The sequence below is a fragment of the Hydrotalea lipotrueae genome, assembly GCF_019249625.1.
Taxonomy (GTDB): domain Bacteria; phylum Bacteroidota; class Bacteroidia; order Chitinophagales; family Chitinophagaceae; genus Hydrotalea; species Hydrotalea flava.
Genome location: NZ_JAESDL010000009.1, coordinates 92,714 through 112,840, shown reverse-complemented (window position 1 = coordinate 112,840; position 20,127 = coordinate 92,714). Strand labels below are relative to the sequence as shown.

Here is a 20,127-nt window from a genome sequence, read left to right as displayed (position 1 = left end):
GTAAGTGGCTATTTAATGATGTAGTGGAAAGATTGATGAATCAAATTCCACATCCTTACAATTATCTAAAATCCCTTCGCGTTTATTCTACCTAATCCTATTAAAATATTACCCAATCCATCTTAAAAGAATATCAAATACTATGCAAAGATTTGACGAATGGATTAAACAAAATGATACAGGAATGCAGAATGTCGGGGCCGGAACATGAAGCCCTGCACCACTGGTTAGAACCACTTATCAATGAAAGCAACACATTAATTTCAATTACAGATACTACTTTAGCAAAAAACACATTTGATAAAATTGATAAACATTTGGATGTTTACCGTTATTATTTCAAATAAAATTCAGGCTCAATCATTTTTTTGTTGCTTTTATCGTAAAATCAGCTGACTTACTACAAAAATGATGCTTGCATTTTGTTGTTACCCATATGTAATATATAATTATATAAAAGCAATCTACAACTGAAATAACACCTGCTGCTTTTTTTACAATCTATTGATGACGTCATGATTTAATGATCTGAATTCTAATCAAATAGCAGGTCTGTAAGGAAAACATTTCCTACCCACAAAAGTCCCATGCTACACATTTAAAATAAAATTGGATATTTCAAATTTTTTATTATTTTTGTAAGTGAATATTCACAAACTAAAATTTAAATCATGAACGGAAAAAATAACATAGCCATCGATTTTTTTGTAATGGGATTTTTTATGGCATACAGTTTTCTCTTGATTTATTTAAGGGACTTCGCACCGGGTAAAGTAGAGTGTGTGAATTCATCATATAGTATAGGAAAGCATTTTGAAACAAGATTGGCCCATGTTCACGGCAATCTGTTTGCGTTCCTAAATATTCTTATCGGTTATTTATTACTCCACTTTAGCAAACAACTTCAAAATGTTAAAGTCATCTCCTGGTTTGCTTTAACAGGATTGCTCATGCCAATTGGTATTTTATCTGAAGTAATATCTGGGCTTGCCTCCGGCTTTGATATTAATAGGCGCTATTGCTATGACAGCCTCTGTAATCTGGATTGGAATCTCTTTTTATAAAAATGAAAATCATAAAAGCGGTATAAAATGTTAGCAGAAAAAATTTCAGACAGACAAAAAGAAACCATAGAAGCTGCAGGCAGAATATTATCAAATTCCGGTGTAAGCGGACTAACCATTAAAAATCTGGCTAAGGAAATGCAATTTTCCGAAAGTGCCATCTATCGCCATTTTGCCAGCAAGGAAGCAATCATCATTGCCATGCTTGAATATCTTGCGGAGAATATGGATGAACGTTTAAGCAAAGTGATTCTATCAACACAAAAGCCTGAAGAAAAATTCATAGCGTTGTTTCAAAGCCAGTTTTTATTTTTCAAGAAAAATCCTCACTTCGTAGTGGCAGTATTTTCAGATGGGCTAATGGAAGAAAGTGAAGCTATCAATGAAGCTATCTCTAAAATAATGCAGGTAAAAATGAAACATTTGATGCCTGTTATAATGGAAGGACAGCAAAAAGGGATTTTTACCAATGCTATTACAACTGAAGAATTGATGCACATTGTAATGGGTACTTTTCGGCTACAAATGTTTAAATGGCGTATTGCAGATTTTCAATTCGATATAAAAAGGAATGGCGATAATATGTTACAATCTATTCTTACTTTAATTAAAAAGAAATGAAAACATATCTTTTTTATGTATTTACCATTATGCTAACCGGATTTGGTTTGCTAACTTTATTTCTTAGCATCTCTGTGATTTTTGATTTATTCGGTATTAGAGCAATGGAAGGTAATTATGTTTTGTTTGTAGTATGGTCTAACTTCATTAGTAGTGTACTTTATCTGTTAGCTGCTTACGGTTTTTTTCAATCAAAAAAATGGACTATACCACTAATCATAATTGCAGCAATTGTTTTGTTTATTGCATTGATCGGATTATTGATATACATCAATACCGGTGGTATTTATAAAACAAAAACTATCGGTGCGTTGATTTTCAGAATCATTGTAACACTTTTATTTGCAGCGTTTGCTTATTTCTTAAACAAGAAAAATTATATATATGAAAAATAAACATATTTATATTGCAATAGCTTTGTTATTTCTGATTGGTTGTATGAACAATGAAAAACATGTGGAGGAATCCAACAATACAATTGAAACAGGCGATACAGCAATACATATAAAAAGCAGGCCCAATTATACTGCTATTGGAAAGAAAATTGCAGCAGAAGCGCAGTTGGTGCTGGCAAGAAATCTTGCAGATGCAATCAACAAGGGAGGTGTTGCCTATGCCATACAGTTCTGTAATACACAAGCATATCCTAATACAGATAGTATGTCAAAAATATTAAATGCTGAACTTAAAAGAGTTTCCGACAAAAACTGAAATCCTGCCAACAAAGCCAATGAAAGTGAAAGAGAACAGATTGAATTATTGAAAATGAACATAGCAAAAGGAATAACACCCCAACCAAAACTCGTTGAATTAAATGGTAAAATGGTTGGGTACTACTCTATTGTAACCAATGCATTATGTATGCAATGCCATGGAAAAAAAGGAACAGACATTAATGCAAACACTTTAAAAGAAATCAATCAACTATATCCAAACGATAAAGCAACGGGATATGCCATTAACGAAATAAGAGGGTTATTGGTGGTTACCATGAACAAAAATTAAAAAAATACTAAATGAACATTCAGCAATTACATCCGGAAGAAAAAGCAGTTAGTGCTATCTCACTTTTTAAAGGCAAGGAAGGAGTTGTTACTGCTTTGCAGATTTTTCAAAATGAACAATTAAAAGCGCATGTGAGTAAAGTGCCCGCCTTATTAGTTTGCATTACAGGTAAAGCAGTTTTTGAAAATGGAAAAGGTATCAGAACAATACTGTTACCGGGTGACTATAACAACATAGAACCAATGGTGAAACATTGGGTAGCAGCCATAGAGTACAGTAATTTATTAATTATAAAGTAAAAAAAATTTTTAAAATAAAGTTAGTGAATATTCACTTAAATAATACTATCATGAAAAAATTTTTATTCATATTACTAATGGAGATGCTATCGGCACAAAGCTTCAGTCAGGTACTTAGTCTTCAGCAATGTATTGATTCTGCCATCCAAAATAATTATACTGTAAGAATAGCAGCCTATGATATAAAACAGACCGATGCTAAAGTTGAAGAAGCTAAATCAAACTTACTGCCAAAAATAAATACTGTTATCGACTACCGTTATTATATAAACCTTCCTTATCAGTTGCTACCTGCAGGCGTATTTGGCGGCCCGGCCGGTACTTATAAAGAAGCACAATTCGGTGTGCCGAACAATATCAATGCCAATGTTCAACTTAGCTATCCGCTGTACAATCCGGCATTAAAAGCTACCATTTCTACTATAGAAACCGGCACTGAAATAGCCGTTCTTCAAAAAATAAAGTCGCAGGAAGATATTGTTATGGAAGTATCGAATGTGTATTACAATGCGCAAGTCTTATTAAGCCAACTATCCTTTACTGACAGCAATATTGTAAATAGTAAGAACTTATTAAGTATCATGCAATTGCTATATCAGCAAAAAATGGCTACGGGTACCGATGTACAAAAAATTAATTTACAGTTGGCCCAATTACAAACACAAAAAGAAACAGTTGAAAGCCAATACCAACAGGTAATTAATATTTTAAAGTTTTTAATTGGATTTCCACCGGAAAAAAATATCAATATAATGCCTCATACGCACAGTAACACAAACAGTCATCAAAAAGATGATGCACTTACTGAAGTTAAATTAGCAGAAAAGCAAATAAATTTTTTACAGTCAGAAAAAAACACACTGCAAAAATCTAAACTTCCCATCATCAATTTGAACGGATTTTATGGCACTACCGGATTCGCCAATACTGGCGCAAATGATTTTATAAAATTTTATCCTTTAGGGTATGCCGGAGTGCAGGCTATACTGCCTTTATATACTGGTAATAGTGTTAAGAAAAAAATTAAGGGTAAGGAAATTGAAATTGAAAAAGCCAATACAAAATTGGCCATGATAAAAGACAAAAATGAAGTAGATAAAGAGAATAACGTTTACCAGTTAAATATTGCCAAAAGGAATCTTGTTACCATTCAACAACAAATCAATCTTGCACAAAATATTTACACCAATACCCTGCTTCAAAAAAAAGAAGGTATAGCCACATTAACAGATGTATTACAGGCAGATAATGCTGTGAGAGAGGCACAAAAAAATTATATAGATGCACTCATTGCTATAAGCAGGGCAGAATTAGAAAACAAAAAACTAACCGGAAACCTTCTAAATAAATAATCTTTTAAAAATGAAAAAAATACTTTATGCCATTACGCTTCTTGCCATTACAGCCATTGTAATTGCCAAATTAATGAGTAATAAAAAAACTGCGGAAGCTAAGATCTATCATTATAATAAAGAACAGCCAATTCTGGTACTGGCAGATACAGTGCATCTGACTAAGGAAGACATCAAAAAGAGTTATACCGGAAATTTTGATGCTTTTATGGATTCAAAAATCAGTTCTGAGCTGCAGGGTAAAATCAATACCATTGAAGTACATGAGGGAAGTTATGTACAAAAATGGCAGCCCGTTGTTCAATTAGATAATGCGCTACTACAATTGCAATTACAAACAGTAGAAGTGCAAATAAAAGGATTGGAAGACGATGCTAAAAGATATGGCATCCTCTCAAATGCCGATGCCATTCAGGGCATACAATTAGAAAAAGTACAATTGGCCTTACAATCTGCCAAAATACAACGCAACACTCTTTTGGAACAGATAGCAAAGACAACCATCAGAGCCCCATTCAATGGAATTGTTACCATGAAGTTCAATGAAATTGGAGCATTTGCTGCACCGGGTATGCCTTTACTACAAATCACAGACCTTTCACGATTAAAATTTACCATTAATGTTCCTGAAAATGATTTACCATTTTTTAAAACCAACAATACCTACCCCATTCAGGCAGATATATTTCCTGAATTAAACCTATCAGGTAAGGTTACCCTTATTGGTAGTAAAAGTGGAGTCGGCAATTTATATCCGGTTCAGTTTACATTGAATAATACGCCTGATTTTAAAATAAAAGCGGGCATGTTTGGAAAAGTTTACATCAACAATGCTTTCCCACAACCTGCCATTGTTATTCCGGGTAATGCAGTTGTTGGTTCTGATATTCAACCGCAGGTTTATGTAGTTAAAAATGGCAAGGTAGTTCTTCAAAATATCGTTATTGCTTCCAGAAACAATAACCAAATTATTGTTGCTAATGGTTTAATCCCCGGAGATATCGTTATTACAAGTGGACTCATTAACCTGTATGAAGGAGCAAATGTTTCAATTCATCATTAAAAATTGAGAATTACGAATTAATAAATAAAATAAATAATAATTATATGATTCAGGAAAAATTATTTGCCACCGAAAGCAGAATAATGAATTTATATAAAAGTATAATTGATGATCTGCAAAAAATTGTTTTGTCGAAACAACTATTAATGCCGGAAAGCAGCTGTTGTAGTGTTGTTGATAATAGTTTTTTAACCTGTAGAGAATTGCAAATAAACAAGCAAGAGAAGGTATTTACCAATAAAGCAGTTCAATAAATATGAAACAAAGTATTTAACCCATCGTGCATTTGAAACCTTTTTTAAGTATTGCAGCTAAAATCTGTTCATTCTTACAAAAAAAATCATTATAAAGAATTGCAATTCGTAATTTTTAATTCGTAATTGATCATGAACATAACAGAAATATCCATAAAACGCCCATCACTGATTATTGTGTTATTTGGGCTATTTACACTATTAGGCATCATTGGTTTTAAAAATCTGAGTTATGAACTCATGCCCGATTTTAATCAGCCGGTAGTAGTGATAAAAACGATGTACCCGGGTGCAGAGCCGGAAGAAGTAGAAACATCTGTTTCAAAAAAAATTGAAGATGCCCTTTCTAACCTTGAAGGGGTAGATTATATGATTACCAAATCATTACCCAATGCATCTGTTGTAATTGTTAACCTGAAATATGGTACAAATTTAGACAATACCATGCAGGATGCGCAAAGATATATTGATAATATCCGAAAAGATTTACCACAAGATGTACAAAGTCCGGAAATGAGCAAGGTATCTCCTAACGATTTACCCATTATGCAAATCAGCGCTACCAGTAATTTACCCGCTACCGTATTTTATCAAAAAATGAAAGATGATTATTTGCCTCAAATTCAACAAATAAAAGGTGTTGCAGATATTTCGATATTAGGTGGAGAAGAACGTGAAATACAAGTTAAAGCAGATCAGGATAAATTAAAACTGTACAAAGTATCCTTGCTGCAGGTAGTGGAGGCCATTAATCATTCAGGGTTAGATATTCCTGCTGGAAGGGTTCAAACACATGCACTTAGTAATTCGGTTCGGGTAATTGGCAAATTTTCACATATACAAAATATTAAAAATGTACAAATTACCATGCCTTCTCCAGGCAATCCTGTTTATGTAAAAGATGTAGCCACAGTTACAGATGGCATTAAAGAAATTACCTCTGTTAACCGATATAATGGTAAAAATGGCATTGGATTATTAATAAAAAAACAAGGTGATGCCAATGCAGTAGATGTATCGAAAGCCATTCATGCCAAACTTAAAACCATAGAACAGCAAAACAAAGCAGCAAATGTTCAATTTGCCATTGCAGATGACAGCACCAACAATACCATTGAAGCAGTTAATTCAGTTGTGTTTGATTTAAGCCTTGCCGTAATTCTTGTATCGGTTGTTATGCTATTGTTTTTGCGCAGTTACCGCAATGCACTCATTGTTATTGTTGCCATTCCTACCTCATTGGTTACGGCATTTGCAGTAATGTGGTTGTTGAACTACACTTTGAACCTAATGACCTTATTGGCCATGTCATTAATCATAGGTATCCTGGTAGATGACGCTACAGTTGTTTTAGAAAATATTCAGCGGCATTTAGACATGAAGAAAAATAAGAGAGAAGCTGCACTGGAAGGAAGAATGGAAATTGGTTTTTCTGCAATGTCAATCACATTAGTAGATGTAGTGGTATTTCTTCCCATCTTGTTCTTGCAGGTTTTCGTAGCAGATATGCTCAAGCAATTTTCAATTGTAGTAATAACCTCTACATTAACCAGTCTGTTAGTAGGCTTTACCCTAACACCCTGGTTAGCATCAAGAATAGGCAAAGCAGAAGATATGAAGCCAACCAACTTCTTCAATCGTTTTTTACTTTGGTTTGAAAAGCAAATAGATAATTTTATACAGTGGTATGGCAAGCAGCTGGTATGGGTATTAAATCACAAACTCATTACCGTTGGTATTATTATTTTGTTGTTTGTATTTACAGGCGTAATACTGAAACAGAGTATTATTGGCAAAGAATTAATTGCAACCGGAGATCAGGGTAAGTTTAGCTTGTATTTAGAATTTGATAAAACTACAGCACTTCAGCAAAACAATATTGTTTCCAGAAAAATTGAAGACTTTATTATTGCACAACCGGAAGTAGCCACGGTTTTTAGTAATATAGGTGGCCCGAGTACAGGTATTGGCAGCCTTGGTGTGGGTGCAGTCAATAAAACCGAATTTACGGTTCAGTTAAAAGACCCCAAAGAAAGAGGGGGTGAATCTACAGAAGCCTTCATGATAAGATTGCGAGGCGCTTTACAAAACAGCTATCCAGGCATCAATTTCTCCATGGCTGCATTAGGCCTTATTCCGCGTTCGGCTCCAATAGAAATTACATTGAGTGGTAATGATTTAAAAACCGTAATGCAATCGGGCAACAATTTAAAAACTGCACTTGAGAAAATACCGGGTGCAGACAATGTAAAGTTATCGGTAGAAGAAGGAAGCCCGGAATATCAGGTAATACCCGACAAAGATAAAATGCAACGGTTAGGTTTAACTACGGGTTATGTAGGTTTAAATTTAAGAACGGCTTATACCGGAAATGAAGATGCTACTCTAACACAGGATGGTACTGAATATCCTGTTCGAATTTGGCTAGATAATCTGGACAGAAAAAACTTTGAAAATATCAAAACATTAAACATCATCAATCCACAGGGAATACCGGTAAAAGTAGAACAATTTGCCAATATTGTTCAGCAAAATGCCCCATCGTTATTAGAAAGAAAAGATCGGCAGCCCTCTGTTACTATTACTGCAAATGCTTTGGGACGCCCTTCCGGCACCGTAGCAGATGACGTAGTGAGTTACTTGAAAAAAAATCCACTACCTGTTGGTATTGAAATGGCATGGGGTGGAGATATAAAAAGACAGAACGATAGTTTTGGTGCCTTAGGTTCAGTACTGCTCATTTCATTCATATTAATTTACCTCATTATGGTGGCACTGTATGATAGCTTTGTGTATCCCTTTGTGGTATTGTTTTCTATTCCGGTAGCTATTATTGGTGCATTTTTGGCACTCAATTTATCAATGAATCAATTAAGCCTTTTCTCCTTATTAGGATTGATTATGCTGATGGGCTTGGTAACAAAAAATGCCATATTGATTGTGGACTTTACCAACCAGCTTAAAGAAAAAGGAATGTATTATAAAGATGCTTTAATAGAAGCAGGCAAAACAAGAATGCGGCCTATATTAATGACCACGTTCGCCATGGTGATTGGTATGCTTCCTATTGCTATAGCTAAAGGAAGTGCCAGCGAATGGAAAAATGGTTTGGCATGGGTAATAATAGGTGGTTTATTGTCTTCACTTGTTCTAACTGTTTATATAGTGCCGGTGGTTTATTATTTTGTGGATAGAACAAAGGAAAAATGGAACAGAAAATAATAGTAATAATGTCTATGCAAACCTTAATTAATACATCATGAAGAAGGTTTACACTGAATCATTCATGAATTGCTATTGATAATTACAATCTGAAAAAACAGCAGATATGAAAAGATGGAAATTAATATGCATCTTTTTAATTATGACTTTTGGTGATACTTTATTTGCCCAGGATAACATGAAAAATCATTCATTAAAAATTTCATTCGACAATGATTTTTTAAATTTTCGAGGAGATGGTACCGACAGGTATTTTACCAATGGATTAAGGATAGATTATTTTTTTAAAAAAGAGAAAACAAGGTTTCCTTCTTCATTATTGTTAAAAATTTCTAACGATAAGAATCTTTATAGCTGGAGTGTAGCGCAATATATGTTTACACCATCTAGAATTGATATAGCAGATATTCAATATGGTGACAGGCCCTACGCAGGAGCTTTAGTTGCCATACATTCATTGAAGTCTTTTGATTATACTAATAAATTAAAGATTTCATCCGAAATATTTATTGGAGTAATGGGGCCCATGAGTTTAGCAGAGGAAACACAAATATGGGTACACAGCCTCATTCATTATACCAGGCCCAAAGGCTGGGCCAACCAGGTTCCAAATGACATTATTATAAACTATAACATTGGATTGGAAAAGGAAATGATTTACCTGCCTGGTAAATTATTATTCTCCACCAATATCGAAACTTTCAATGGCACTTTGTATAATGCCATGGGGGCAGGTTTTATGATGAAAGTGGGCAGGATCAATAATTGTTTTGTAAAAGATAACGCAAAAAATACCATGTTGAACCATAAAACACAATTTTATGTATTTATGAAACCTTCCGTAAGAGTGATACTAAGCAATGCCCTTTTACAAGGCGGGTTTATTACGAAAACTCATAAAGATTATAAAGGATATATTTTAAACAAAGATCAGATAGAGAGGCTAAATGTATTTGCAGAAGCAGGAGCGGCCTATGAACATCCAAAATTTGATTTGGCCATTACACAAAAAATGCGAACATCAGACTTTAAAGAAGGTAATGCAATAGAAGTAGGGAGCATCTCAATAAACTTTAAACTTTAATTTTTTAAAATCATTCCATGAAAAAATTATTCATTCACAACTTCGTCATTCTCGCCGGAATTCTTTCTTTTTTTATTTTTTCTTCCTTTAAAGAACATTATAAGTATCCAACCTTTTCATTAACAGTTGAAGTAAGTAATCTTAGAAATAATGGAGGTTCTGTGGTATTTGCGTTGTACAACCGTGAAGATGCATTCCCCGATGAACATTATAAAAAGTACTATAAAAAGATTGTTGGAAAAATAGATAATAAAAAATCCTCAGTAACCTTTGAAGACTTGCCGGCAGGAAAATACGCAGTAAGTATTTTGCATGATGAAGATAATAACGGCAAAATTAAAAAAGGATTTATTTTACCAAAAGAAGGTATTGGGTTTTCCAATTATCAATCAATAGGTCTTGGAAACAAACCAACATTCAGCAAAGCATCTTTTGAAATAAACAGTAATCTGGAAATAAAATTGAAGATGATTTATATGTAAATTTATGTTTAAATATTTTTATCGTTCGAAAGAAAATCATTCGAAAAGATGGCGGCAAAGAAATAATAGCCGTGTTCGATCCTTCCTATATTAAGAAAAGCTGGAAGCAAACTTACGGACTGGGTATGTTTTGGAGCGGCGTAAGACAGCGGGCATTAAAAGATATAGAGATAGGCTGTCTTGCTTTTGTTGATGTAACTGCCGGTACAGCCCTTCATGGAGAAGCAGTACAGACACCATCGCCCAAAACATTAAAACAAAAAGATAAGCATTGGTGAATCATTATGTGGAAGTTATAGAAAAGCATATCAACGATATACTTTCGGTAACCTGCTACCTGGCAGTGGATGGCTATTTTATGAAAAAAGAATTTATAACTCCGTTACTTGAACAAGGGCTGCATATTATTACCAAAGCCCGTAGCGATTCTAACCTGATGTATGTATTTAAAGGTGCCCAAAAATCTGGCAGGGGAAGGAAGAAATTGTATGATGGTAAGATAGATACCACCAGCATAGACAAGCGCAGACTGGCTTGCCGCTATAGCGATGAACAAATGAAAGTGTATGCTGGTGTTGTTTATTGTAAGCTGTTAAAACAAATGGTACTTGCTGCATTCATCTACTACTGTGACAATAAAAAGCCGGAAATTATTATCAGCACTGATACAACAATGGATACAATGACGATGTGTAAGTATTATGGGCTGCGGTTCCAGGTGGAGTTTTTGATAAGAGACGCAAACAACATACAGGTCTTGAAGATTGTATGGCAAGAGACGAACAAAAGCTTCATACACATTTTAATATAGCCATGACTGTGGTATCGGTTGCCAAAGCAGCATATCATCTATCAGTGCATCAGACTCAAAGAGGAAGTTTTTCGATGGCTGATATAAAAATGATACACATGAACCAGTTAATCACTAAAAGAATTTTCTGTAACTTAGCTTTAGACCTGAATTGCAGAAAAACAAAACGCATTTATCATCAATGCCTGAACTTCGGAAGGCTAAGAGCGTAGAAAAATTACCGGAGTATTGTTAATGTAAAATGACAATAACTCAAATAATCTAAACCAATTTATACTTTTCACTTACTTAGCAAATATTTACAAAGCAAAAATACCTGGAATGCTTTTCGTACAAATGAAAAAAAATAAATGCATTGTTAAATACCAAAATACAACACTAAATTATATTATCTCCAATAGCAAAGCAATTTGTGTAAGCACCTGTGATATATACAAATTTTACAACCAACTGTGTAACTGTAAAAGATTGTTTCTGTTTACTTTTATGGCATCATCATTGCATTTGCATTTCTATCAGTCGTAATTAAGAAATATCAGGGGAGTACCTTAAAAAAGTATTCAATATTTTGGTATGATTCCAATTAAAATCAAAAACATGAACAAGAAATTTATTGTTATTTTCTTTTTGTTAAGTGCCTTAGCATTTAATCAATTATCGGCTCAGTTTAGCCTTAATGTTAACATTGGCACGCAACATGTTTGGGGGCCAACCGGTTATGATTATGCTGAAAATTATTATTTTCCCGAAATTGGTGCATATTATAATGTAGCCGACCAGCAATATACATATCAGGAAAACAACAGATGGGTTACTACACGTAGTTTACCTTATCGTTATCAAAATTATGATTTATACAATGGGTATAAAGTTGTCATTAATCATCCAAGGCCTTATTTACACGATAATGAATACAGAAGCAGGTATGCACAATACCGCGATGTACACAACCAACCCATTATCCGTGATAGCAGAGATAATAAATATTTTGAAAACAAAGACCATCCTATGCACAATCAATGGAAAGGAAACAATCATGATAACAGGAATAATGGGCACGACAATAATGGCAAAGGATATGATATGATAAAGGCGGGAATGGTAATGACGGGCATAGCAATAGCGAACATGACAACTAAAACTATCAAAATATATTGAAGCAGTTATACTGAATAGCGTTTACCATGCGGCATTACTCTTTTTGAGTAGTGCCGTATTTTTTACTGTATTATCTCATTTCACAGAAGGGGAAAACAGCACACCTATGTTCAGTACAATTTTGAAAAGAAGAATCTTACTGCTATTCTTTTAAAATTTGCTAACTTTCATTGCCTATACCGGTAATTTATTTCCATTTAATAATTGATTAGCCATGAAATATTGGAATGCAGGAAACAGTCGTTTACCAATTGTTTTTATCTTTACTACTTTATTCTTCGGACAAATAATTGCACAGGATGACCATCCCATCATACCAATATGGAAAAATGGTGCTCCCGGTTTTGAACAATTAAAAAACATGCCGGAAAAAGCCAAAGACTGGTGGGTAAAAAACATCAACAACCCAACATTAACTGTATTCTTTCCTACAAAAAATATGACCAATGGTACAGCCGTTATCATTTGTCCAGGTGGTGGCCATTCTGCATTAGTATACAATGCAGAAGGAAAAGATGCAGCTGTATATTTAAATAGTTTGGGTATAACTGCTTTTGTTTTAAAATATCGTTTGTTCAGAGAGGCTGGTTCACCATACACTATGGAAAATACGAAACAAGATATTTTCAGAGCAATCAGATTCATTAAAAGTGAAGCCAAACTGTTACAGATTGATACAGCCAAACTTGGCGTAATGGGATTTTCAGCAGGTGGTGAATTAGCCGCATGGCTATCGTATCATTTTAATGAAGGGCATACTGTTGAGCATGATCATATTGATTCTTTTTATGCCAGACCGGCATTTCAAATTTTAATTTATCCCGGACCACTGGCAGTACCTAAATATGTACCCAACAATGCACCTCCTACTTTTTTATTGGCATCGAATGGTGATACCTGTTGTTCTGAATCAATTGTTCAACTCATGATGTTACACAGGAAGGCAGGAGTACCTGTTGAAATACATTTGTTTCAATTTGGTAGCCACGCATTTAATATGGGAAAAAGATCGGAATATATTACACTTAAAAACTGGCCCTATCGGCTTTCTGATTGGATGAATGATAATGGATGGCTCCATCAGTAAGCATATTTTTTCCATAAAAAACAAATGAACGCATCGAAACAACTATTTACGAAATATTTTTACGCTTTTAATGAAATCAATATTTTTTATCCAACATCAAAACAATATTAGCTATTAGGTAATTCAAAAATAAAATTGCTTAACTTTAAAAAACAGGTTTGTTAATTGAGGAATTTGCATTCAATAGCATTGCAACATTATAATAACAAACCTTATCCTAATCAATATTTTGTGAAGGTTCAACTCAATCCATATGAAAAAATGTATCACCATCTTTGTACTATTCATTATGCTGCAAAACAGTAAGGCGCAAACAAATCATTTAGGCATATTTGAAAGAAATAATGATGTAGGCAATACTTTGCCGGGAAATGCAATTTATAAAACTGATCAACAGGAATATATTGTAACAGGTTCTGGGAGTAATATTTGGTTTAACCATGATGGTTTTCATTTTTTGTGGAAAAAAATATCTGGTGATTTTATTGTACGAACCAATGTAGTCTTTTTAGGGAAAGGTGTGGAAGCGCATAGAAAAACAGGATGGATGGTGCGTAACACTTTAGATAGTACTTCAGCCATGGTGGCAGCGGCATTGCATGGAGATGGGCTAACTTCCTTACAATTTAGAAAAAACAATAATGAAAATATAGAAGAGAAAAGATCTGCTAATTATAACGTAGATGTCATTCAATTGGAACGAAAAGGGAATCTGTTCATTATGTCTGTAGCAAAACAAGGCAACGTATTTACTCGTGACACTATTCTTCTAAACTTAGCAAAAGAAGTGTATGTTGGCTTATTTATTTGTGCACATAATCCTGCTATTCTTGAAAAAGCCTTGTTTTACAATGTAAGAATCATTAAGCCGGCATCTGCTTTACTTGTTCCATATAAAGAATATTTGGGCAGTAATCTGGAAACAATGGAAGTAAGTACCGGAAAACGAAAAATAATTTATCATTCATCCAAATCAATACAGGCACCAAATTGGATGAAAGACGGTAAATCATTGATTTACAACGGGGATGGACTGTTGTATCATTTCAATTTAATTATGCAACTGCCTACAGTTTTAAATACCGGAAGTATTATTTACAATAACAATGATCATGTACTTTCGTTTGATGGAAAAAAGATTGGTATCAGCAGCTATAATGAACAAGGTGTTTCGCTCATATATACATTACCTTCAACAGGCGGTGAACCTGAATTAATCACACCAACAGGGCCTTCATATTTGCATGGCTGGTCGCCAGATGGCAAATGGTTAACATTTACCGGTCAACGTAATAATGAATTTGATATATATAAAATTCCCGCCAAAGGCGGGAAAGAAATAAAACTCACCAATACACCGGGTTTAGACGATGGGCCGGAATATGCACCCAGTGGAAAGTACATTTACTTTAATTCAGTTAGAACAGGCCGAATGCAAATTTGGCGTATGAAACCGGATGGCACTGAACAGGTACAATTAACCAATGATATTTATAACAATTGGTTTCCGCATGTTTCGCCGGATGGAAAATGGATTGTTTTTATTTCGTTTGAACCGGATGTAAATCCATCAGATCACCCATTTTATAAACAGGTATATTTAAGATTAATGCCGGTTAATGGCGGCCAACCCAAAGTAATAGCCTATGTGTATGGAGGTCAGGGAACCATCAATACGCCTTCCTGGTCGCCAGATGGGAAATACATTGCCTTCATTAGCAATAGTAATTAAAAACCATTGTTTTGTCCTACTAAAATTGTAAAATAATAGTTCAAACCCTTTACAGCACCATATTTCAGCCGATTTCAAAAGATGGGGGATTCCCTCCAATTTTGAAACAATCATTTTTTAGCCTGTAATCCTTTACAGCAAAGGATTACAGCGATTTTTTAGTTAAGTTTTGTCGGACAATAATGATTTTCTTCTAAAATTTTTTGCTGCTCTTCTGAAATATCGTCCAAAATTTTTACCATTCCTAATTCAACTATCACATATTTTAAACCCAGTTTTTTCAGCTCTTCTTTCACCATCATTATAAAACGAAAGCTTACCATATATTTTATGCAAAGTTTCAAAACAGATAAGCATTGAATTACAATAAAGATAGCTAAAATAATTATAACCCATTCTAATTCAATTTAAACACATTAAATTAAATTTTACCATTTACAATTTGGTTATTAAAAATTGATGTAAGCTGCTTCCCGCTCTAATTTCTTCATTGGCATTTTGTAAAAGTGTATCGCCGGGCAAAATGTTACCAAATATTTCAATTTTACTATTGTTTTCATTTCCCAATTGTACAGGAACCCAATTTACCTTGTTTTGATGTACACATAAAACAAAGGTTCCGGTAGTGGCATACAAAACAGCAGTTTTAGGAACAACCAGATTAGAATCTTTCGTGTTCAAAGGAATATTAACATCCGCAATCATACCCGGTAATAATTTTTTATCGGTATTGTATACATCCATTTCAATACGCTGTGAACGAAGCTTGGTATCTAATGCACCGGCCAACCGATTAATAGTTGCATGAAAAATAATATCAGGATAGGCTTTTACCGTAAAATTAATTTTGCTTCCCTGAGAAAGATATCGGGAAAATTGTTCGGGTATTAAAACTACTAACCTGAGTTTGTTTCTATCCTGCAATACAAACATAGGTAAATCAGAGCCTTTACCAGATGGGCCAACATACGATCCAGGATTGACGTTTCGTAAAGTAATCATACCTGAAAATGGTGCCTGAATGGTTAAATACTTTTTGGTATCTAAAATTTCCCTGTACGAAGCTTTTGCTGCCTGCCATTGCGCATAATCAGATTTTTGTTTGGCTAATGCAATATCTAAATCGTTCGGAGAAATGGTACCAGGAGTTCTACTGGTCTTTAATAATCTGTTATAAGCTGCATCACTGGCAATATAGATGGCCTCTAAAGATTTTAATTTAGATTCTGCAGCCAATAATTGTGCATTAATTTCCGGCGCTTCTGTGGTTGCCAGTAATTGACCATCCTTTACCTGACTGCCTACATCAACCAACACATCTTTTACAAAGCTGTTAATTTTGGCATAGATATTCACCTCCTGAAAAGCAATTAATTCTCCTGGTAATTTTAATGAACCATCCAGCTTTTCTTTGTACACAACAAAGGCTGGTGTTGCAGTATGGGCCACACTACTATCTTTTTTATTGCCGGCATCTTTAGCAGAATGCCCACCATGGCAACTTTGTACAATAATAAGTGTGGGCAGAAGCAATAGGTACATCCATTTTTTACAAATCATTTTCATGTGTATTTTGATCTAATTCAGGAATATAATGTTTACTCATTTTATCATGTGGATCTAACGAAACAGATTCAGTAGTTGTTTTATTTTGAACCCATGCAAATACCAAAGGCAATATTAACAACACAACAATAGTAGATGCTACTAACCCACCAATTACGGCCCGGCCTAATGGTGCTGCTTGTGCTCCGGCTTCTCCAATACCCGCTGCCATAGGCAACATGCCCATTACCATGGCAACTGTGGTCATTAAAATTGGGCGTAAACGAACAGTAGCCGACTCAACAGCAGACAATACTGCATTCCCATTTTTTATTCGTAACGCCTCTGCATTGGTAACTAATAATACAGTATTGGATATAGAAACACCTACGGACATAATCATGCCCATATATGATTGCAAATTCAAAGTAGAATCGGTGAGCAATAACATGGCAAGAGAGCCTAACAACACAGCAGGTACAGTACAAAGAATAACCAATGAAACTTTAAATGACTGAAAGTTTGCAGCCAGCATTAGAAAGATGACAATGATGGCTGTAATTAAGCCGCCTTGCAAACTGTCTAATGTTTCTGTAAGCACCTGACTTAATCCGCGTGTTTCTACATATAAACCTCTGGGTGGTTTACCGAGTGCTTGTATGGCATTTTCAACATCCTGTGTCGCAGTACCTAAATCTTTTTTAAATATATTGGCGGTAACGGAAAGCGCAGAGATAGCACCAATATCATCATCCTGCCCATAAACGGAATCTTCATGAATTGTTGCCACATCGCCCAACATAGGCCGGTTACTTCCGGGCACTAACGGTATCTGATTGATGTCGGAAACTGATGACATTTTACTTTCCGGAATTTCTACCTGTACCAAATAACTTAAAGATGTTTTGGGATCAATCCAAACATTTTTTTCAGTAAACCGAGAAGATGAAGTTGCAGCAACAAAAGATCGTGAAATTGCGGCGATATTGGTACCTAACTGTGCAGCTCTAACCCTGTCTACATGAATATTAATAGCAGGATAATGAATCGCTTCATCTAATTGTACATCCCGTAAATAAGGTATTTGCTGTAATTTTTGTATAACGCGCTGTGCAAATACTTCATTCTGTAATTTATTTTTTCCGATTATTTTTACTTCAATAGGCGTAGGTGAACCTTGACTTAATATTTTATCTGTTAACTCAATCGGTTCAAAAGAAAGTTTTACCTGCGGCAATACCATATACATTCTTTTACGAATGGCATCTTTTAATGTATCCATATCAAGCGCATATCCTTCTTTAAATGCAACTTGCAGTACTGCTTCCTGCGGACCAGCCATAAATAAGTATATAGGATTTGTTGAAAACTGTGATCCGTGAATACCTATCATGGCAGAAGAAATAGAAACATTCTCTTTGCCAACAATATCATACAAAACATTTAAAGTAGTCAATACATCTTTTTCTGTTTTTTCAATACGGGTACCATCTTCATCGCGAATACGCAACTGAAACTGACCAATATCTGCCTTGGGCAATACATCTCTACCAATCAAAGAAAATAAACCAACAGCTAATGCAACAGACACAACAATATATACAGCAGTAATCCATTTTTTATAAGGCAACAAACTATTTAAAACCTGAACAAACTGAAGTCTGAATCGATCAAATCGAGTAATTTTTCCATCATTATTAAAATCTGCTCTGGTAGCTAGTATTTCTTTTTGCTGCCAGGTATTTTGTTCAGACTCAGGTGTAATAGCAGCAGCTTTAAACTGCTCTGCATCAGATTTTCTTTTTATTTTAAACCATGAAGTACGCTTGGCTGAATCATTGTGCCGGTAATCATCTTTCATGAACCAATTGGCTAACACCGGCACTAGTGTTTGTGACATGATATAAGAAGTAACCATTGAAAATGTAATGGCTAATGCAAGTGGTAAAAATAAAGAACCGGGAATGCCATTCATGGTAAAAGCCGGAGCAAACACTGCCAATATACAAAACAGGATGAGTAATTTAGAAAATGCAATTTCCTGACATGCATCCCATACTGCCAATGCTTTCGGTTTACCCATACTTAAATGCTGGTGAATATTTTCTATGGTAACCGTTGATTCATCTACCAATATACCAATGGCCAATGACAGGCCACTTAAAGTCATGATATTAATGGTTTGATGAAATAGCGAAAGAAATAATACGCCTGAAATAATACAGGTGGGTATAGTTAAAATTACAATCAGTGCACCACGAGGATCACCTAGAAATAACAGCACCATTAAACCAGTTAAAATTGCACCAATAATGCCTTCACTTAATAAGTTTTTAACGGAATTAATTACATAAGTTGACTGATCAAACTCGTACGTTAAATGAACATCTTCCGGCAATAACGATTGGAATCGCGGCAATGCCTTTTTTAAATTTTGAACCACCTCCCACGTAGAGGCACTGGCTGATTTTGTGATGGGCAGATAAACAGAACGTTTCCCATTTACTAAAACATATCCTACCGTAACATCGGCCCCATCTTCTACAGTTGCCACATCTTTTACATAAATATTTTCTGCAGTACCGGTGTATAAAGGAATGTCTTCAAAATCTTTGACCGTATTAATGGTTGCATTGATGGGTGTAAAATAATTTTTATCTCCAATACGCACATTGCCGGATGGAATGGACTGATTATTCACCCTTAGCGCAGCCACTAATTGATCGGGTGTAATATTATGGGCACGCATTAATGCCGGATCTGCTTTTATTACAACGGTGCGGGCATTGCCGCCAAATGGAGCCGGTGATACTAACCCCGGAATTGAACTGAAACCTGAACGGATATAAACATTTGCTAAATCCTGTAACTCGTTATTGCTGCGCGTTTTACTGCTTAACACCAATTGCCCTACGGGTAAGGTAGAAGCATCAAATCGAATGATAAAAGGTGGATTGGTACCGGGTGGAAAAATGGTTTGTGCTCTATTACTGAATGCAGTTACTTCAGCTGCCGCCTGAGCCATATTAGTTCCCTCATAAAACGTTAATTTAATAAGGGTTAAACTTTGAATGTTTTTTGTTTCAATACTTTTTACACCAGATACATACAATAAAAGGTTTACATAATTTTTACCGAAGTAAGCTTCCATTTGATCGGGAGTAAAACCACCATAAGGATGAGAAAGATAAATAACGGGTAAATCAATATTTGGGAAAATATCAATTTTTATAGTACGTATAGCCCTAATACCAAAAAAGAATAAACCGGCAACCAGTACTAAAATAGTAATGGGTTTTCTTAATGCGGTTCTAATTAAATTCATGCTTTAATAGTTGAAATACATTA

At 34.8% G+C, this 20,127-nt stretch carries 19 protein-coding genes and 1 pseudogene; 17 read left to right on the top strand and 3 right to left on the bottom strand.

Annotation, left to right across the window (positions count from 1 at the left end):
- Window positions 1–173 precede the first annotated feature (173 nt).
- From JK139_RS07450 to JK139_RS07370, 17 genes and pseudogenes are all read left to right on the top strand, one after another.
- Complete coding sequence (locus tag JK139_RS07450) at window positions 174–347, top strand: hypothetical protein (protein WP_179853764.1); 174 nt, start codon at window positions 174–176, stop codon at window positions 345–347.
- Between the two features lie 324 nt (window positions 348–671).
- Window positions 672–1,064, top strand: a complete 393-nt coding sequence (locus JK139_RS07445; RefSeq protein ID WP_218330938.1) for a hypothetical protein — start codon at window positions 672–674, stop codon at window positions 1,062–1,064.
- 27 nt (window positions 1,065–1,091) lie between these two features.
- Window positions 1,092–1,685 (top strand): TetR/AcrR family transcriptional regulator, encoded by a 594-nt coding sequence (locus tag JK139_RS07440; RefSeq protein WP_074420320.1) that lies wholly within the window; start codon window positions 1,092–1,094, stop codon window positions 1,683–1,685.
- The gene (locus JK139_RS07435) at window positions 1,682–2,080 is read left to right on the top strand and encodes a hypothetical protein (RefSeq protein WP_074420321.1); all 399 of its coding nucleotides are present in this window, start codon (window positions 1,682–1,684) and stop codon (window positions 2,078–2,080) included. The genes JK139_RS07440 and JK139_RS07435 overlap by 4 nt, the downstream gene beginning before the upstream one ends.
- Window positions 2,070–2,396 carry a hypothetical protein gene (locus JK139_RS07430; protein ID WP_074420322.1) on the top strand — a complete coding sequence of 109 codons (327 nt, stop codon included), beginning with the start codon at window positions 2,070–2,072 and terminating at the stop codon, window positions 2,394–2,396. Before JK139_RS07435 ends, JK139_RS07430 begins: the two co-directional genes overlap by 11 nt.
- A 12-nt stretch (window positions 2,397–2,408) precedes the next feature.
- Window positions 2,409–2,690: pseudogene (locus JK139_RS07425) on the top strand (c-type heme family protein); the annotation flags it as partial.
- Between the two features lie 11 nt (window positions 2,691–2,701).
- Entirely contained in the window at window positions 2,702–2,989 is a 288-nt protein-coding gene (locus tag JK139_RS07420; RefSeq protein ID WP_074420324.1) for a cupin domain-containing protein, read from the top strand.
- 50 nt (window positions 2,990–3,039) lie between these two features.
- Window positions 3,040–4,341, top strand: a complete 1,302-nt coding sequence (locus JK139_RS07415) for a TolC family protein (RefSeq protein ID WP_143439429.1) — start codon at window positions 3,040–3,042, stop codon at window positions 4,339–4,341.
- Between the two features lie 10 nt (window positions 4,342–4,351).
- Window positions 4,352–5,404 carry an efflux RND transporter periplasmic adaptor subunit gene (locus JK139_RS07410; RefSeq protein WP_074420326.1) on the top strand — a complete coding sequence of 351 codons (1,053 nt, stop codon included), beginning with the start codon at window positions 4,352–4,354 and terminating at the stop codon, window positions 5,402–5,404.
- A gap of 386 nt (window positions 5,405–5,790) precedes the next feature.
- On the top strand, window positions 5,791–8,880 hold the full coding sequence (locus JK139_RS07405; protein ID WP_074420327.1) for an efflux RND transporter permease subunit: 3,090 nt from the start codon (window positions 5,791–5,793) through the stop codon (window positions 8,878–8,880).
- 106 nt (window positions 8,881–8,986) lie between these two features.
- The gene (locus JK139_RS07400; RefSeq protein ID WP_081301315.1) at window positions 8,987–9,964 is read left to right on the top strand and encodes a lipid A deacylase LpxR family protein; all 978 of its coding nucleotides are present in this window, start codon (window positions 8,987–8,989) and stop codon (window positions 9,962–9,964) included.
- Window positions 9,965–9,981: 17 nt separating this feature from the next.
- Entirely contained in the window at window positions 9,982–10,446 is a 465-nt protein-coding gene (locus tag JK139_RS07395) for a DUF2141 domain-containing protein (protein ID WP_081301316.1), read from the top strand.
- A 71-nt stretch (window positions 10,447–10,517) separates the two neighbouring features.
- Window positions 10,518–10,724 (top strand): hypothetical protein, encoded by a 207-nt coding sequence (locus tag JK139_RS07390; RefSeq protein WP_143439430.1) that lies wholly within the window; start codon window positions 10,518–10,520, stop codon window positions 10,722–10,724.
- Complete coding sequence (locus JK139_RS07385; RefSeq protein WP_143439431.1) at window positions 10,718–11,257, top strand: hypothetical protein; 540 nt, start codon at window positions 10,718–10,720, stop codon at window positions 11,255–11,257. The genes JK139_RS07390 and JK139_RS07385 overlap by 7 nt, the downstream gene beginning before the upstream one ends.
- Before the next feature lie 597 nt (window positions 11,258–11,854).
- A complete protein-coding gene (locus tag JK139_RS07380; protein WP_218330937.1) occupies window positions 11,855–12,415 on the top strand; it encodes a hypothetical protein in 561 nt (186 codons plus the stop codon).
- A 214-nt stretch (window positions 12,416–12,629) separates the two neighbouring features.
- A complete protein-coding gene (locus JK139_RS07375) occupies window positions 12,630–13,502 on the top strand; it encodes an alpha/beta hydrolase (RefSeq protein WP_218330936.1) in 873 nt (290 codons plus the stop codon).
- A 253-nt stretch (window positions 13,503–13,755) separates the two neighbouring features.
- Entirely contained in the window at window positions 13,756–15,234 is a 1,479-nt protein-coding gene (locus tag JK139_RS07370; protein WP_218330935.1) for a TolB family protein, read from the top strand.
- 158 nt (window positions 15,235–15,392) lie between these two features.
- Here JK139_RS07370 and JK139_RS07365 read toward each other — a convergent pair whose 3' ends face one another.
- From JK139_RS07365 to JK139_RS07355, 3 genes are all read right to left on the bottom strand, one after another.
- A complete protein-coding gene (locus tag JK139_RS07365; RefSeq protein WP_179853765.1) occupies window positions 15,393–15,536 on the bottom strand; it encodes a hypothetical protein in 144 nt (47 codons plus the stop codon).
- A 133-nt stretch (window positions 15,537–15,669) separates the two neighbouring features.
- Window positions 15,670–16,800 (bottom strand): efflux RND transporter periplasmic adaptor subunit, encoded by a 1,131-nt coding sequence (locus JK139_RS07360; protein ID WP_228733163.1) that lies wholly within the window; start codon window positions 16,798–16,800, stop codon window positions 15,670–15,672.
- Window positions 16,784–20,104, bottom strand: coding sequence for an efflux RND transporter permease subunit (locus tag JK139_RS07355; protein ID WP_218330934.1), 3,321 nt, complete (start codon window positions 20,102–20,104; stop codon window positions 16,784–16,786). Before JK139_RS07355 ends, JK139_RS07360 begins: the two co-directional genes overlap by 17 nt.
- Window positions 20,105–20,127 lie beyond the last annotated feature (23 nt).